We start from the raw sequence: 16,042 nt of genomic DNA on the forward strand, positions 1-16,042 counted from the left end.
TAGGAGCTGGCTACCGCGTAGCGCGGAGAGCGGGACGACTCGTCCTGATAAAAGGAAATGGTGTGCTGCTAAAGAATTTAAAAGGATTGTCTACTTTTTGAGTTCTTTGGCTTTCTTCTCCCAGTAATCATATAATTCATCTATATCTACCGGGTTTGCAGGTTTTTGATTGACTAATCTTCCTCTGACGAAAGCTTGGTCGAGAATGGATTCTATTAAAAAATCTTCGTTGACCTCATAGGGTGCATATTTTGTTTTGAGATTTATATCAAATAATCTGGCAGTGTTATTTGACCAAAATGCTTTCCAGCCGCTTTTATAATCTTTGATTAATTCGAAAGTAGTATAACCTGTTTGGCGATGGATTAGTTTAACTAATATTTGACCTTGTTTTCTTGAGAGTTTTTTTAGTTGCCCTGTAAACTCGTTTTCCATATAATTCTCAACTATCTTGAAGTATTTCTTTTTCTCTCTGTTGGTTTTCATTTTATCCATATTCTTATTCATCACCGTTAATCTTTCGGCAGCAATTTTGGCAATTGGATATACTTTATAGACTCTGTTTTGGAGTAACTGGAATTCTTTTTTTTCTGCCGCACTCCACTTATGTCTGTAGACCACAACTTCTTCAAGCGGAACAATGGTGTCGTTCGCCTCTATCATGGCATCTCTTTTTGCCAGAGAGTCGTTTGTGATTTGAGCGTTTGATATAACAGAAACGGAAAGAAATAAAAAGGAATAAAATAACTTTTGCATCGATACTATTTATTAGGGTAAAAATATGGAATATCCTTAACAACTGTAATGCCAAATTTATATTTTAGCAAAAAAAATATTTATGGCAACAAAATCTATACTTACCAAATCATCACTTTCCTTTTTAGAAACCTATTTAAACAATGCCTCTCCTACAGGTTATGAATCGAATGGTCAGAAACTTTGGATGGATTATTTGAAACCATATGTTGATACATTTATAACAGATACTTATGGTTCGGCTGTGGGGGTAATTAATCCGGATGCTAAATATAAGGTAGTTATCGAAGGTCACTCGGATGAAATTTCGTGGTATGTGAATTATATTACTGCCGAAGGACTTATATATGTTATACGAAATGGTGGTTCAGATCATCAAATCGCGCCTTCTAAAAGAGTTAACATTCATACTAAAAAAGGCATTGTAAAAGGTGTTTTTGGTTGGCCTGCAATTCATACCCGAAATCGCGGAAAGGAAGAATCAGCTACTTTGCACAATATATTTATAGACTGCGGTTGTTCTACCAAAGACGAAGTTGAAAAGCTAGGCGTTCATGTTGGTTGTGTTATAACCTATCCCGATGAATTTATGATTTTGAATGGCAATAAATTTGTTTGCCGTGCCATCGACAATAGAATGGGTGGTTTTATGATTGCTGAAGTTGCCCGTCTTTTAAAAGAGAACAAAAAGAAACTGCCTTTTGGATTATATATAACTAATTCGGTTCAGGAGGAAATTGGACTTCGTGGTGCCGAAATGATTACCAATACTATAAAACCTAATGTTGCTATAGTAACCGATGTCTGTCATGACACAACAACTCCAATGATTGAAAAGAAAATCGAAGGCGATTTACAAATGGGTAAAGGTCCGGTCATTGCATATGCTCCGGCTGTTCATAATACTTTAAGAGATTTGATTGTGAATACGGCGGAAACTAATAAGATTCCTTTTCAGCGTCATGCCACTTCAAGAGCAACCGGAACGGATACTGATGCGTTTGCCTATAGTAATGGCGGAGTTGCATCGGCTTTGATTTCTTTACCGTTGCGTTATATGCATACTACGGTTGAGATGGTGCATCGTGAGGATGTAGAAAACGTCATCAAACTGATTTATGAAAGTTTGCTGAAAATAGAAAACAACGACACTTTTTCTTATTTCAAATAATACAAAACAAAAAGCATCCGCCGTGGCGGATGCTTTTTTTAACTCTCGCATGGCTGCGAAAGCAATCAACCTAAACTTATAACTTTAAATCTACTGTAATAGCAGGATTGTTATTGTAGATTTTGACACATTGAATTTTACTGTTTATTTTTTCAAAGTCTAAAGGGAAAAAATCATTTGAAATTGTGCTTTCAATAATTTGATTGTCTTCAGCAATTCTGTCTTCAATAGTTGTTTCTAAAGAAAGATATTGAACAGTTTCATCTTGACTTTCAGTAATTAACTTGTTTTCAGCTATCACATCTTCGATAGTTTTCACATAAGCAGTTTCAATAACTGAAGCTGGATTAAAAATTGTTGTGTCAGTTTCATTTGATACTTCATTGTTATTTGAAGTTTCTAAAATTAATGTAGCTGATTCTTGTTGGTCTAAAACTTGAGTTTCAAACTCTGTAGTTGCATTTGCGTTAGTAAAGCTCAAAGCAACTAATCCTAAAAAAATGATTGATGTTTTCATGATGATTGTTTTTTTTATGATGATTGATTTTTTATGATGATTGATTTTTTATTATTTAGATTAATATCCTATGCAAATATATGGCTAAAAACAGATACCTTGTTTTACATAGTACTTAAATTTAACAAATTTTTAACATTTAAACCTTTTTTATTGATGTTTGGGAATAAAAAAGCACCGCTTATAAATAAACGGTGCTCTTTAAATTGGTTTTAAGCTTGTTTTAAAAACGCTAAAGCTTCTTGTGCTTTTGAAAACTCAGCATATTTTAATGCTGTATTTCCTCTTTCGTCTTTAATTTTTTTGTCTGCACCTTTTGACAATAAATACTTGATGATTTCAACATTGTTGTATCGGGCAGCAAACATTAGTGGTGTTACTCCGTTTGACAATTCATTTACATCGCTGCCATATTCAACGAATTTTTTAACTGTTGCTATATCTCCATTGATAATAGCATTACATAATGGAGTGTTGTCATAATTTACAATTTCTTTTGAAGTTGTAAAAGTTGAAGTTGAAACAGTACTTGCAATTGCAACATCTGTAAAAGCCACTAGGGCTAAACCTAAGATAATGATTGTTTTTTTCATGATTGATGATTTAAATGTTAATGATTAAAGTGTAAGACTATCGTGTTTGCAATTCGTTACAGAAAAAAAATATTATAACATATTTTTAACAAATACGCTAATTATTAGCTCTTTATGTCTATACAAAGAAAAACCATCCGTAGGTGGCGGATGGTTTTTAAATTTTTATTTATATGCTACTATTTTTAGCTGTTGAGAAAACTCAATACATTCTTTTCTATTCTTTCATTAATGTTTGATATATCGGCTTTGATAAATTTTTCACCTAATATATTTTCATACAATTCGATGTAGCGTTCTGAAACCGTTTCAATATATTCATCAGTCATATTTGGAATTTGCTGACCTTCTTTTCCCTGAAAGCCATTTTCAATTAACCAACGACGAACAAACTCCTTTGATAATTGTTTTTGCTCATGGCCTTTATCTTGTCTTTCCTGATAACCATCAGCATAAAAATAACGGGAGGAATCCGGTGTATGGATTTCATCAATTAAGACAATCTTTCCATCTTTGGTTTTTCCAAATTCATATTTAGTATCTACCAAAATTAAACCTCTGCTTGCCGCAATTTCAGTTCCGCGTTGGTATAAAGCTCTTGTATACTTTTCTAAAATCAAATAATCTTCTTCTGAAACAATTCCGTTAGCCAAAATAGCTTCACGCGAAATGTCTTCGTCGTGGGAACCATTGTCTGCCTTAGTTGTTGGCGTAATAATTGGCGTTGGAAATTGGTCATTCTCTTTTAATCCTTCTGCCATAGTTACACCGCAGATTATTCTCTTCCCAAGAGCATACTCACGAGCAGCATGACCGGAAAGATAACCGCGTATTACCATTTCTACTTTAAAAGGTTCACAAAGATGTCCAACGGCAACGTTTGGATCCGGAGTTGCAATAAGCCAATTCGGAACTATATCATGTGTCAAATGCATAAACTTGGTTGCGATTTGATTTAGAATTTGTCCTTTATACGGAATTCCTTTGGGCATTACGACATCAAAGGCAGACAATCTATCGGTAGCAATCATCACCAACAAGTCATTGTTGATGTTATAGACTTCACGTACTTTACCTCGGTAAACCGATTTTTGATTCGGAAAATTGAAATGGGTTGTAGTTATAGTATTCATTGTGTTGTGTTGTAGCCCTTCGACAAGCTCAGGTTAAATTGTTGTGGTTGCAAAAATAGGAATTTGATATTATTATTTCTTCATCATTTTGGATAAAAAAAGAAACCCTGTCAAGTTTTGTTGACAGGGTTTATCTAAAATAAAATTATATTCTAATAATCATTATTCTCAATACTCTTGTACGCATCAATCACTTTTTTCACTAATCGGTGACGAACGATGTCTTTGTCATCAAGATAGATGATTCCGATGCCTTCAACATCTTTTAAAACTAATATAGCTTCTTTCAATCCTGAAATTGTTCTGCGTGGTAAATCAACTTGTCCCGGATCACCGGTAATAATGAACTTGGCATTTTTTCCCATACGGGTTAAGAACATTTTCATTTGCGAATGTGTTGTATTCTGCGCTTCATCCAAAATCACAAAAGCATTATCCAATGTTCGTCCACGCATAAAAGCCAAAGGCGCAATCTGAATAATTCCTTTTAGCAAATAATCCTCCAAAGTTTGTGGCGGAATCATATCGCGCAAAGCATCATATAAAGGTTGCATATATGGATCGAGTTTTTCTTTCATATCGCCTGGAAGAAAACCTAAATTTTCGCCAGCTTCAACCGCAGGACGCGTTAGAATAATGCGTTTTACCTGCTTTTCTTTTAATGCTTTTACCGCTAAGGCAACACCTGTATACGTTTTACCTGTTCCTGCCGGACCAACAGCAAAGACCATGTCGTTTTTATTTACATAATCAACAAGCTTTTGTTGATTAGGCGTCATAGCTTTAATAAGCTTTCCTCCTATTCCGTGTACTAAAATTTTATCGCTGTCAGGCATACGTTGTTCTTCATGAGAATTACTCTGTATGACCCGATCAATTACATTATCATCAATATTGTTATAACGTGTGAAATGCAACATTAGGCGGTTAAAACGGTTTTCGAACTCATCTAACTCTTCTTTCTCTCCGAATGCTTTCAATGTGGTGCCTCGGGCTACGATTTTGAGTTTAGGGTAATATCTTTTAATAGTTTCAAGATGGGCATCCTGAGCGCCCCAAAATTCTTTGGGTGCGATGTCGTGTAATTCAATGATACGTTCGTTCAAATGCAGTAGTATTAAATTAAAATAATTCGCTATATATTATTAGCTTTGTATCCAAATTTAATCAAATAAAAGAATAGGTTTTACTATTTTTGGAAACCGATTTCAACCAAGTTATAAACAATTTATGTCAATCATCACCTTAACGACCGATTACGGATTAAAAGACCACTTTGTCGGCGCTTTAAAAGGCAAATTGTTATCCGAGTTTCGCGAAGCCACGATTATTGATATTTCACACAATATTGACGCTTTCAATGTTGCTGAAGCCGCTTATATAATTGGCGCAGCGTATAATAGTTTCCCAAAAGGAACTGTGCATTTGATTGGTGTTGACATCGAATTGAATACCGAAAATCAACATATTGCCATGCAATGGAACGACCAGTACTTCATTTGTGCTGACAATGGGATTTTGAGCATGCTGATTCAAAAAATTGTGCCGCAAAAATTAGTTGCCATTAATATTCACGACCGTTTGCCGAATGATGCAACCGATTTGGATGTGTTTGTAAAAGTGGCCTGTCATTTAGCCAAAGGCGGTTTGCTAAATGTAATTGGAAAAGAAATCAAAGCGATAAAGGAAGTAACCGAATTACAAGCGCTTGTTCATGATAATCAGATTAAAGGAAATGTAATTTATATTGATTATCTGGGTAATGTAGTAACAAACATTCCAAAGAAATTGTTTTTGGAAATAGGCAAAGGCAGACCTTATGAACTAACATTTAAAAACCAAATCATAAAAACTATTTTACCAAAATACTCAGATATTGGAGCTTCCTCCAACTATCCTTTGAAAGATTACGAAGGACAAAAGCTGGCAATTTTTAACGAAGCCGGTTTTTTGGAAATCGCTATTTTTAGAAGTAATCCCGACACTGTTGGCTCAGCTTCAAGTTTATTAGGCTTGAATTATAGAGATGTGGTGACGATTGAGTTTAGGAATTAAGGGATTAGGGATAAGTAAAAAGGAATAAGATGTTTGTCAGAATCGTAAAAATGAGTTTTCACCAAGAAAATATTCCAAAGTTTTTGGAGAATTTTGACGTGATGAAAGAAAAAATACGCGGCGCAGAAGGCAATCGTTTTTTGGAATTGTATCAGGACAAAAACAATCCGTGCATTTTCTTTACCTATAGCTTTTGGGAAACCGAAGCCGATTTGGAAAGTTACCGCCAATCAGAATTGTTTTATGACGTTTGGACATTCACTAAAAAACTATTCAATGAAAAGCCTGAAGCCTGGAGCGTTGACAAGGTAGCTTCGCTGCCTTAATTTATTTTAAATTTTGAATTATAAATTTTAAATTGTGGCTTTACGAATAACCAAATAACCACATTAACAAATTAACATTAAATGAAATCAATAGCGTTACGCGAAATAAAATCCTTCTTTGGCTCACCAATTGGTTACCTAGTGATTGGATTATTTCTATTACTCAACGGCTTGTTCCTTTGGGTTTTTGATGGCGAATACAATATACTACAAAGCGGATTTGCCGATTTGAGTCCGTTTTTTACCTTGGCGCCATGGATATTCATTTTCCTGATTCCAGCCGTGACCATGCGTAGCTTTTCGGATGAGAAAAAACAAGGTACAATTGAATTGTTATTGACCAAACCCTTATCCCTTTGGCAAATTGTAAACGGCAAATTTCTGGGTTCGTTTTTACTGATTGTCATTGCACTGTTACCAACTTTGGTTTACGTTTATGTAATTTCCAGTTTGGGAATGCCTGAAGGCAATATCGATATGGGCAGCACACTGGGCTCTTATTTTGGACTGTTATTCTTAGTTGCTGCTTATACTTCAATCGGGATTTTTACCTCTACGCTTTCTGAAAATCAGATTGTGGCATTTTTACTTTCGGTGTTTTTATGTTTCCTTTTTTACTTTGGTTTTGAAGGTATTTCAACTTACGTCAAAGGTTTTGAAGATGCTGTTTCCCGAATCGGAATGGATTATCATTTCAAAAGCATGTCGCGCGGCGTTTTGGACACACGGGATATTTTGTATTTTGTGAGTGTTTCGTTTCTGTTTTTATCGTTCACTGTTTTTAAACTTAAATCTTTGAAATCGTAATGAAAACAGCAAACAATAACTTCAAAAAAATGGCGCTCACTATAGGTTTTATAGTGATACTGAACTTGGCCGGTCACTTTCTTTACAAACGTTTTGACTTAACTGCCGACAAACGCTACACACTTTCGCAAACCTCATTAAACATCGTTGCCGATGTCAAAGAACCATTATATATTGATGTTTTTCTGGAAGGAGATTTTCCGGGTGAATTCAAAAAATTACAAACAGAAACCCAACAATTATTAGAAGAATTTAAATCGAACAACTCGAATGTTATCTTCCAATTTGTCAATCCACTTGAAAAAGAAGAAGAGAAAGACAGCATAATGCAGTCTTTTATGCAACGTGGTTTGACTCCGGTAAATGTTACCGTAAACGACAAAGGGCAACAAACTCAGGAAGTAGTTTTTCCTTGGGCAATTGCTACTTGTGGCAATCGTTCAGTAAAAGTGCCGTTGCTAAAAAACATGATGGGCGCATCAACAGCCGAAAAAGTAGTGAGTTCGGTGCAGCATTTAGAATATGCATTTGCTAATGCCATCAATACGGTTTCAAAAGACAAACAGAAAAAAGTGGTGATAATTAATGGCAATGGTGAGCTTGAAGACCGATACATTGCTGATTTTATCAAATCTGTAAGAGACAATTATTTTATAGCGCCATTTACTTTAGATTCTGTTGCTAAAACTCCGGTTCAGACATTAGAACATTTAAAAAAATACGATTTAGCAATTATTGCCAAACCAACAGAAGCCTTCTCGGATGCCGAAAAACAAGTATTAGATCAATACATTGTCAATGGAGGGAAAACGATATGGCTGGTTGATCAGGTCAATATGGAACTAGATAGTTTGTATAATGAAACAGGCTCAAATCTGGCATTTCCAAGAGATTTGAATCTGAATGATATGTTCTTTAAATATGGAATAAGACTGCATCCTGATTTGATAAAAGATTTATTGGCTACACCAATTATACTGGAAACAGGCGCACCGGGAAGTGGCACTCAAAAAGTTAAACTGCCTTGGTATCTTTCTCCGATGATTTATCCTTCGCAAGACACAAAAAATCCAATTGTAACTAATTTGGACGGAATCAAATTCCAATTTGCCAGCCCGATTGAGCCATTGAAAAACGACATCAATAAAACCATTTTACTGCAATCGTCCCAATATTCAAAACTGATTGGAACGCCGTCTGAAGTAAGTTTACGAATGGCATCTGAAGAATTAGGTCCAAAAGATTTTGCCGGTACCGGAAATTATCCGGTAGCCGTTTTACTCGAAGGAAAGTTTCATTCCGTATATGAAAACAGGGTTTTAGCGTTTAAAGATGCTAGTTTCAAAAACACCGGAAAAGACAGCAAAATGATTGTTATTTCCGATGGTGATGTGATTAAAAACCAATTGGACAAAGATGGCAGAGAAGTCGAATTAGGGTTGGATCAACGAACCGGAATCCTTTACGCCAACAAAGATTTTATGATGAATTGTGTCAATTATTTATTGGACGACAACGGACTTATTAACATTAGAAGCAAGGAAGTGAATTTGCCTATTTTGGATAAAGAAAAAGTCTATGCTTCCTATACCCAATCGCAAGTCATAACTGTAGCAGTGCCAATCGTTATCCTCTTGGTATTTGGAGTTGTGTTTACCTTTTTGCGCAAGCAAAAATATAGCAAGTAATGTTAATAAAAAACTTTTTGAAATCTATTAGTTTAAGATATATTTGTAAAAAATAAATAAAAATGAAGTTTATAGTATCGAGTTCATACTTATTAAAACAACTACAAGTTTTAGGTAGTGTTATTAACAGTAGTAATACTTTGCCTATTCTAGATAATTTTCTTTTCGAATTAGATCATAAAAACTTAAGCGTTTCAGCTTCTGATTTAGAGACAACCATGTCGGCTACTTTAGAAATTGATTCGACCAGCAAAGGAAGCGTTGCTGTTCCTGCAAAATTGTTATTAGACATTCTAAAAACATTTCCGGAGCAACCATTGACTTTCACTGTAGAAGAAAACAGCACTATCGAAATCAGTTCCAATTCGGGTAAATATGCTATTGCTTACGCACCGGGAGAAGAGTTTCCAAAATCGGTAAGTTTAGATAATCCATCTTCAACTGTTGTTCCTTCAGAGGTTTTAGCAACCGCAATCAGTAAAACTATTTTTGCTGCCGGAAACGACGATTTACGTCCGGTAATGAGCGGTGTGTTTTTCCAATTCTCTCCTGAAGGTTTGATATTTGTTGCAACCGATGCTCATAAATTAGTGAAATATGCCCGTACCGATGTAAAAGCTTCGCAAGTAGCCGATTTCATTATGCCAAAGAAACCTTTGAATATTCTGAAAAGTATTTTAGGAACTTCTGATGCAGATGTAACTATCGAGTACAATGATTCGAATGCTACTTTCTCTTTCGATAGTTATATTTTAACTTGTCGTTTGATTGATGGAAAATATCCAAATTACGAAGCGGTTATTCCAAAAGAAAATCCAAACAAATTGATGATTAACAGAGTTCTATTATTGAATTCTGTGCGTCGTGTTGCAATTTTCTCTAACAAAACTACGCACCAAATTCGTTTGAAAATTGCCGGTGCCGAATTGAATATTTCTGCTGAAGATATTGATTACTCAAACAAAGCTGAAGAGAGATTGACTTGTGATTACCAAGGCGATGATATGCAAATCGGATTCAACTCAAGATTCTTATCTGAGATGTTGACGAATTTAACTTCTGACGAAATCATGTTAGAAATGTCAATGCCAAATCGTGCCGGAATTTTAACGCCAATTGATGGCTTAGATGAAGGCGAAACCGTTACCATGCTTGTAATGCCGGTAATGTTGAATAACTAATATAAACTAACCTTTATACCGAGAAACCGTAATTTCGAAAGAGATTGCGGTTTTTTATTTTTTATTATATATTTGGCAACCTAACAATTTAAAAAACTTTTAAAAACATGAAAAAAAATGTACTTGCGGGATTATTATGTCTTGCTTTTGGAATTACTGCTACGGCTCAAAAACTTGATAAATTTGGCGCTGATTTAGGAAAAAAATCGCTTATGGGAAAAGAAATCAGAGTTCCTTATACTGATTTAACCAGCTATTTTGGATTTATCAAACCAGGTTCAAAACCAGACGAAGTGAAAGGTGGAAAAAAAATGTATTACATCTATGTTTGGGTTCCGGTTGCAGCTCCTGAAATTGGAATCAGAATGATTTCACCTGTGCCTGATAGTGTAAAACCAACTGACAAAGATTATCAATCAGCTGACTATACAGCTAACGCCGCAGATACAAAAAGTTTCTTCGATACCTGGGTAACTTTTGAAAGAGCTGACGGAATTTTGAAAATTGAAGATGTCGCTGCTAAAGCTAAATCGGCTTCATGGACAAAAATTGAAAGCAACGACGATTCAAGTGAAATGCCTGCACAACCATCAGGAAGCAAGTATAACTCATTGATGAGAATTACAAGTGATACTTCTAATCCAACAAAATCTTTAGTGATGGGATTATACAGAATCGGATTTACAACATACAAAACAGGCGAAGTTCAGGGAAGTTTCTTAGCACAACTAGGTGCTCCAATCAAACTTCCTGGTGTTCAGGTTGCGGTTAATCCTGCTGATATTGTAAAAAAATAATCTTTAAAACAATTTTAATCAAACCGTTTCGATGCAAAATTGAAACGGTTTTTTTATTTATAAAGTTTTACCTTTGCTCAAATTCTAGAAATGATTTCACAAGAAACTATTGTTGCTTTAGCGTCTCCTTCGGGTGCAGGTGCCATTGCTGTTATCCGACTTTCGGGTAAAGATGCATTGACTATTGCGGAACAAGTATTCCAATCGGTTTCCGGGAAATCAATTTCTAAGCAAAAAACACACACGATTCATCTTGGACATATTGTCGATGAAGGAAAAGTGTTTGACCAGGTTTTGCTTTCTATCTTTAAAAATCCGCATTCCTACACCGGCGAAGATGTTATTGAGATTTCGTGTCACGGCTCGACTTATATTCAACAGCAAATTATTCAATTGTTATTGCGAAAAGGGTGCCGTATGGCGCAAGCTGGTGAATTTACGTTACGAGCTTTTTTAAACGGAAAACTGGACTTGTCACAAGCCGAAGCGGTTGCCGATTTGATTTCATCCGATAATGAAGCGAGTCATCAAATTGCGATGCAGCAAATGCGTGGTGGATTCTCCAATGAAATAGCCAAACTAAGAGAAGAACTTTTGAATTTTGCATCGCTTATCGAACTCGAATTAGACTTTGCCGAAGAAGATGTGGAGTTTGCTGACAGAACTCAGTTTAGTGATTTGTTGAATCGAATTGAGTTTGTTTTAAAACGCTTAATCGATTCATTTGCCGTTGGAAATGTCATTAAAAACGGAATTCCGGTAGCGATTGTTGGTGAACCAAATGTTGGAAAATCGACTTTATTGAATGCTTTATTAAACGAAGAAAGAGCGATTGTTTCTGAAATTGCAGGAACGACACGCGACACCATTGAAGACGAATTGGTTATTGGCGGAATTGGATTTCGCTTTATTGACACGGCCGGAATTCGGGATACGAAAGATGTAGTGGAAAGCATTGGTATCAAAAAAACATTTGAGAAGATTGAACAGGCACAAGTTGTAATGTATTTAGTAGACAGTGTTCAGTGTTCAGTGATCCGTTTGGAAAGCTTAAATATTGAAATTGGCAGAATAAAAAACCAATTCCCATTAAAACCAATAATCGTTGTACTCAATAAAGTGGATAAACTTTCTCCAACGGAATTAACCGCAATTGTGAACCAACTTACAACATACAACATACAACCAATAACCATTTCCGCCAAAAACAAAGAAGGCATCGAAGACCTGAAGAACCAACTAATGTCTTTTGTAAATACCGGAGCATTGCGCAATAACGAAACGATAGTAACCAACACACGTCATTATGATTCGCTTTTAAAAGCTTTGGAAGAAATTCAAAAAGTGAAGTTTGGTTTGCAATCCAATCTGTCATCCGACTTAATGGCAATCGACATCAAACAGGCGTTGTATTACTTTGGCGAAATTACCGGTGAAGTCACTAATGATGAACTTTTGGGTAATATTTTTGCGAATTTTTGTATTGGAAAGTAAATTCAAAAATCACCCGCAGATTTCTCAACCTTGTTTTTTTAAAAAAACCCAATTAATTACAGTTGAAGTGTAACAAACTCATCAAGTAAAACACTCATAGGCAATAAATTATTCACACAACATGAATAAAGCAATATTCTCAGATAGTAAAGGAAATGAAATACGCCTTTCAAGCGCGATGCAAGCAGATCAGGAAGTTGCCTTTCAAAACTTTTCTGCGAAATATGTTGTTTCAGGAAATGAAAATTACATTATAAACAACAGAAAAATTGCCGTAAAACAAGGTGAATATTTGATTGGAAACAAAAACACAACATCTAAAGTTTTAATTGATACCGTTTTTCCTGTAAAAGGAATATGCATTGATATTGCCAAAGAATATATTACTGAAATTATTGATTATCAATTTGAAACTCCATCAACATTTTCCGAATTTCTATTTGAACAAGAATGGGTGTCACAAAAATATAATGTCGAAAACACTTCACTTGGCTATGCCTTACATCAGTTAGCTAACGAATTTGAAAATTTAAACAGTGGCTTATCTAAAATTGATAATGAATTGTTTTATGCCGTAGCAGAATGTATCGTAAAAGATCAAAGCAACATTTATCAAAGTTTTAGTAGATTGAAAGCTGCCAAACAAGAAACAACCGGACGTTTGTTTAACTTTTGTTGTGATGCAAAAAACTATATTGACAATAACTTTCTTGAAAAAATTAGCATTGAACAAATTGCTAATGAAGCTAAACTTTCAGAATATCATTTTATTAGATTGTTCAAAACAATTTTCAATATTACACCCTATCAATACATTATCCAAAAAAGATTAACGTATTCGAAAGATTTATTACTACAGAAAATATCAATTCAAGATACCGCTTTCTTAACTTCATTTGCCGATAGCGCTTCTTATTGCAAAGCATTTAAATCTGCTTATGGATTTACACCAAAAGAGTTTGTTAAAGTAAATTAGCAATTTTTGACAATTTTGAAATCGTAATACGTTTTATTTTTGATTTATAAATTTTAATGTGAAATTTAAAAACAAGATAAGATGGTAAAAATCATAATCAAAACAGCAATTTTATTGTTCGCAACTGTCAATGCTGCTCTTGCTCAAGAAAATACTTGGAAAAAGTTGACAACAGAACCCTATGCCGGCAAGCAGGATGATATTACCTTCATTGATGAAAATACAGGTTGGTATGTTAATGGCTATGGCAAAATTTTTCACACTAAAGACGGTGGCGCGAACTGGGAAAAACAGTTAGAGCAAAAAGGAACATTTTTCAGAACGATTGCCTTTGTAGATAAAAATGTTGGCTTCGCAGGAACTGTCGGAACTGATTATTTTCCGAATGTTACGGATACAATTCCATTATACGGGACCAAAGATGGCGGGAAATCATGGAAACCTGTAACCTATAAAGGACCTTATGTAAAAGGTTTATGTGCTATAGATATCGTAAAAGAACAATATATCAATCATGGAAAAATTGATTATAAAACTCATATCTACGCTGTTGGTCGCGTGGGAACTCCGGCAAATATTATGATTTCACATGATGGTGGTGAGACTTGGATATCACAAAGTATGAATACCGATTGCAAAATGTTGTTTGATATTAAAATGTTTACTAAAAACGAAGGCATTGCTTGTGCGGCTACAAACGAAGATATAACGCAATCGAACGCATTAATCTTAAAAACTTCTGATGGTGGGAAAACTTGGGAGAAGGTATATCAATCTTCAAGGCCTTATGAAACCACCTGGAAAGTTTCCTTCCCAACGAAAGATGTCGGATTTGTTACCATTCAATCCTATAATCCTGACCCAAATGTAAAGCAACAACGAATTGCCAAAACCATTGACGGTGGGAAAACCTGGACCGAAGTCAACTTAACTGAAGATGCAACTGCAAGACAATTTGGAATTGGTTTTATCGATGAAAATCATGGCTTTGTCGGAACTATGAATAGTGGTTTTGAGACAAAAGATGGTGGCCAAACTTGGCAAAAAATTGATTTGGGAAGAGCTTGTAACAAAATCAGAATTTACAAAGATGAAAAAGGAAAAGTTTACGGATATTCGATAGGTGTTAACGTTTATAAATTATAAAAATGGAAACTCAAAAAAATAATACTAAGGTTCCTTTTAACAAAATATTATATGCATCATTCATTTTCTTTGCGTGTTATGAAATTTTCGCAAAACATTCCTATGTAGATGCTGCTGCTTCACTCGGAATTGCATTAGCCTTCGATCCATTTAACACACAACAACCATGGAACGAAAGACCGATGTGGCAAAAGGTTTGGCTTTTTGTTCATTTGGGAATTGTTGGATTACTATTCGGTTTAGGAGTTGGTCTTGGAGATAAATAATGATAAAATAATTTTACATGGAAAGTAAAAAATCACAATTTATAAAAGCGATAAGAACAATTGCAGTAATAGTGATATTTGGTGGTATAGGTTTTTTTGCCGCTAAAATGGGTATCGCAGCTTCATCGGGAATGTCAAAATTATCAATCTTAACATTGGCATTGCTTTTCATTCCAATCTTTTTTATTGTAATAGCTATTCATGAAGCAGGTCATGCTATAGCTGGTGTTTGGATGAATTTTGATTTTAAAACCTTCATCGTAGGACCATTTATGTGGCAAAAGGAACAAAGCAAATGGCATTTCAATTGGAATAAAAATGTTAATACAGCCGGTGGTCTGGTCATTTGTATGCCTACAGGTACTGAAAACTTAGCCAAGCGTTTTTCTGTTTATGCAGCAGGTGGTCCTATAGCAAGTTTAGTGCTTACACTAGTTGCCTATGGTTCCTATAGCTTACTTTTATCATCCGCTACAGTTGTTGAAATATTGCGTAATACTTTATATATAATGTCGGTGCTTTCACTTATCATTTTTATAACAACTGCATTTCCAATGCGAGCCAATGGATTTTCATCTGATGGAGCTCGTGTGCTGCGATTACTAAAAGGTGGAGATACATCTAGATTTGAATTGTTAATTTTAAAACTTATTACTGGTGCTTCCGCAGGTATTCGCCCTAAAGAAATTGACATCAATGAATTAAACGAAGCCAGCACTTTAGCTCAAAAATTAAATGCTCCGTTTGGAGTGTATCTTCATAGCTTTTTTCATCAGGCTGAATTTGACAAAGGCAATATCGAAAAGGCAGAAGAACATCTTTTGGATTACGTTAAAGAAGTGGAATCTATTCCAAAAGGCATTCGCAATATAGTATGGCTCGATGCCGCTTTCTTTTATGCTTTCGCTAAAAAAGACCTCGAAAAAGCAGAGAACTATTGGAATAAATTTGAACCGGCTGCTTTAATTCCGAAAGCACAAATTTTAGCCACAGAAGCTGCAATTGATATATTGAAAAACGAGAATAAAACTGCTCAAAGTAAAATTGAAGCTGCTGAAAATGAAATAGCAAATATGCTCGACAATGGTCTTGGAATAGCATTGAGAGAAAAATTATCTCAAATGAAAACTTCTTAA

Annotated in this window: 17 protein-coding genes; 12 read left to right on the plus strand and 5 right to left on the minus strand. The window is 35.0% G+C overall.

All coding sequences use genetic code 11. The features are described 5' to 3' along the window. Positions 1–90: 90 nt before the first annotated feature. Positions 91–756 carry a DUF4294 domain-containing protein gene (locus L1S35_RS00005; RefSeq protein ID WP_236395624.1) on the minus strand — a complete coding sequence of 222 codons (666 nt, stop codon included), beginning with the start codon at positions 754–756 and terminating at the stop codon, positions 91–93. 82 nt (positions 757–838) lie between these two features. Between L1S35_RS00005 and L1S35_RS00010 the strand changes: the two genes are divergently transcribed. Next, on the plus strand, positions 839–1,927 hold the full coding sequence (locus tag L1S35_RS00010; protein ID WP_236395625.1) for a M42 family metallopeptidase: 1,089 nt from the start codon (positions 839–841) through the stop codon (positions 1,925–1,927). Positions 1,928–2,003: 76 nt separating this feature from the next. Here L1S35_RS00010 and L1S35_RS00015 read toward each other — a convergent pair whose 3' ends face one another. The 4 genes from L1S35_RS00015 to L1S35_RS00030 form a co-directional block, all read right to left on the minus strand. Beyond that, the gene (locus tag L1S35_RS00015) at positions 2,004–2,444 is read right to left on the minus strand and encodes a hypothetical protein (RefSeq protein ID WP_236395626.1); all 441 of its coding nucleotides are present in this window, start codon (positions 2,442–2,444) and stop codon (positions 2,004–2,006) included. Between the two features lie 212 nt (positions 2,445–2,656). Further along, positions 2,657–3,037 carry an ankyrin repeat domain-containing protein gene (locus tag L1S35_RS00020; protein WP_236395627.1) on the minus strand — a complete coding sequence of 127 codons (381 nt, stop codon included), beginning with the start codon at positions 3,035–3,037 and terminating at the stop codon, positions 2,657–2,659. 185 nt (positions 3,038–3,222) lie between these two features. Beyond that, positions 3,223–4,170 (minus strand): phosphoribosylaminoimidazolesuccinocarboxamide synthase, encoded by a 948-nt coding sequence (locus L1S35_RS00025; RefSeq protein ID WP_236395628.1) that lies wholly within the window; start codon positions 4,168–4,170, stop codon positions 3,223–3,225. A gap of 152 nt (positions 4,171–4,322) precedes the next feature. Further along, entirely contained in the window at positions 4,323–5,276 is a 954-nt protein-coding gene (locus L1S35_RS00030) for a PhoH family protein (protein WP_236395629.1), read from the minus strand. 124 nt (positions 5,277–5,400) lie between these two features. Between L1S35_RS00030 and L1S35_RS00035 the strand changes: the two genes are divergently transcribed. From L1S35_RS00035 to L1S35_RS00085, 11 genes are all read left to right on the plus strand, one after another. After that, entirely contained in the window at positions 5,401–6,225 is an 825-nt protein-coding gene (locus L1S35_RS00035) for an SAM hydrolase/SAM-dependent halogenase family protein (RefSeq protein WP_236395630.1), read from the plus strand. A gap of 29 nt (positions 6,226–6,254) precedes the next feature. Next, a complete protein-coding gene (locus L1S35_RS00040; protein WP_236395631.1) occupies positions 6,255–6,551 on the plus strand; it encodes a putative quinol monooxygenase in 297 nt (98 codons plus the stop codon). Positions 6,552–6,632: 81 nt separating this feature from the next. Then, positions 6,633–7,358, plus strand: a complete 726-nt coding sequence (gene gldF, locus L1S35_RS00045; protein WP_236395632.1) for a gliding motility-associated ABC transporter permease subunit GldF — start codon at positions 6,633–6,635, stop codon at positions 7,356–7,358. Further along, the gene (gene gldG, locus L1S35_RS00050; protein WP_236395634.1) at positions 7,358–9,046 is read left to right on the plus strand and encodes a gliding motility-associated ABC transporter substrate-binding protein GldG; all 1,689 of its coding nucleotides are present in this window, start codon (positions 7,358–7,360) and stop codon (positions 9,044–9,046) included. Before gldF ends, gldG begins: the two co-directional genes overlap by 1 nt. A 62-nt stretch (positions 9,047–9,108) precedes the next feature. Continuing rightward, positions 9,109–10,227 carry a DNA polymerase III subunit beta gene (gene dnaN / locus L1S35_RS00055; protein ID WP_236395635.1) on the plus strand — a complete coding sequence of 373 codons (1,119 nt, stop codon included), beginning with the start codon at positions 9,109–9,111 and terminating at the stop codon, positions 10,225–10,227. Between the two features lie 107 nt (positions 10,228–10,334). Next, positions 10,335–11,024 (plus strand): Lipl32 family lipoprotein, encoded by a 690-nt coding sequence (locus L1S35_RS00060; RefSeq protein WP_236395636.1) that lies wholly within the window; start codon positions 10,335–10,337, stop codon positions 11,022–11,024. 90 nt (positions 11,025–11,114) lie between these two features. Continuing rightward, entirely contained in the window at positions 11,115–12,518 is a 1,404-nt protein-coding gene (mnmE, locus tag L1S35_RS00065; protein WP_236395637.1) for a tRNA uridine-5-carboxymethylaminomethyl(34) synthesis GTPase MnmE, read from the plus strand. A gap of 121 nt (positions 12,519–12,639) precedes the next feature. Then, complete coding sequence (locus tag L1S35_RS00070; protein ID WP_236395638.1) at positions 12,640–13,494, plus strand: helix-turn-helix transcriptional regulator; 855 nt, start codon at positions 12,640–12,642, stop codon at positions 13,492–13,494. 81 nt (positions 13,495–13,575) lie between these two features. After that, entirely contained in the window at positions 13,576–14,640 is a 1,065-nt protein-coding gene (locus L1S35_RS00075) for a WD40/YVTN/BNR-like repeat-containing protein (protein ID WP_236395639.1), read from the plus strand. 2 nt (positions 14,641–14,642) lie between these two features. Next, positions 14,643–14,906 carry a hypothetical protein gene (locus L1S35_RS00080; protein ID WP_236395640.1) on the plus strand — a complete coding sequence of 88 codons (264 nt, stop codon included), beginning with the start codon at positions 14,643–14,645 and terminating at the stop codon, positions 14,904–14,906. A 17-nt stretch (positions 14,907–14,923) separates the two neighbouring features. Next, the gene (locus L1S35_RS00085; RefSeq protein WP_236395641.1) at positions 14,924–16,042 is read left to right on the plus strand and encodes a M50 family metallopeptidase; all 1,119 of its coding nucleotides are present in this window, start codon (positions 14,924–14,926) and stop codon (positions 16,040–16,042) included.

It is taken from the genome of Flavobacterium anseongense (assembly GCF_021608185.1).
GTDB lineage: Bacteria > Bacteroidota > Bacteroidia > Flavobacteriales > Flavobacteriaceae > Flavobacterium > Flavobacterium anseongense.

Excerpts from the sequence above, each read along its gene's own strand:
- L1S35_RS00005 (WP_236395624.1), bottom strand. The coding sequence starts at position 756 with ATGCAAAAGTTATTTTATTCCTTTTTATTTCTTTCCGTTTCTGTTATA.
- L1S35_RS00010 (WP_236395625.1), top strand. The coding sequence starts at position 839 with ATGGCAACAAAATCTATACTTACCAAATCATCACTTTCCTTTTTAGAA.
- L1S35_RS00015 (WP_236395626.1), bottom strand. The coding sequence starts at position 2,444 with ATGAAAACATCAATCATTTTTTTAGGATTAGTTGCTTTGAGCTTTACT.
- L1S35_RS00020 (WP_236395627.1), bottom strand. The coding sequence starts at position 3,037 with ATGAAAAAAACAATCATTATCTTAGGTTTAGCCCTAGTGGCTTTTACA.
- L1S35_RS00025 (WP_236395628.1), bottom strand. The coding sequence starts at position 4,170 with ATGAATACTATAACTACAACCCATTTCAATTTTCCGAATCAAAAATCG.
- L1S35_RS00035 (WP_236395630.1), top strand. The coding sequence starts at position 5,401 with ATGTCAATCATCACCTTAACGACCGATTACGGATTAAAAGACCACTTT.
- L1S35_RS00040 (WP_236395631.1), top strand. The coding sequence starts at position 6,255 with ATGTTTGTCAGAATCGTAAAAATGAGTTTTCACCAAGAAAATATTCCA.
- gldF (WP_236395632.1), top strand. The coding sequence starts at position 6,633 with ATGAAATCAATAGCGTTACGCGAAATAAAATCCTTCTTTGGCTCACCA.
- gldG (WP_236395634.1), top strand. The coding sequence starts at position 7,358 with ATGAAAACAGCAAACAATAACTTCAAAAAAATGGCGCTCACTATAGGT.
- dnaN (WP_236395635.1), top strand. The coding sequence starts at position 9,109 with ATGAAGTTTATAGTATCGAGTTCATACTTATTAAAACAACTACAAGTT.
- L1S35_RS00060 (WP_236395636.1), top strand. The coding sequence starts at position 10,335 with ATGAAAAAAAATGTACTTGCGGGATTATTATGTCTTGCTTTTGGAATT.
- mnmE (WP_236395637.1), top strand. The coding sequence starts at position 11,115 with ATGATTTCACAAGAAACTATTGTTGCTTTAGCGTCTCCTTCGGGTGCA.
- L1S35_RS00070 (WP_236395638.1), top strand. The coding sequence starts at position 12,640 with ATGAATAAAGCAATATTCTCAGATAGTAAAGGAAATGAAATACGCCTT.
- L1S35_RS00075 (WP_236395639.1), top strand. The coding sequence starts at position 13,576 with ATGGTAAAAATCATAATCAAAACAGCAATTTTATTGTTCGCAACTGTC.
- L1S35_RS00080 (WP_236395640.1), top strand. The coding sequence starts at position 14,643 with ATGGAAACTCAAAAAAATAATACTAAGGTTCCTTTTAACAAAATATTA.
- L1S35_RS00085 (WP_236395641.1), top strand. The coding sequence starts at position 14,924 with ATGGAAAGTAAAAAATCACAATTTATAAAAGCGATAAGAACAATTGCA.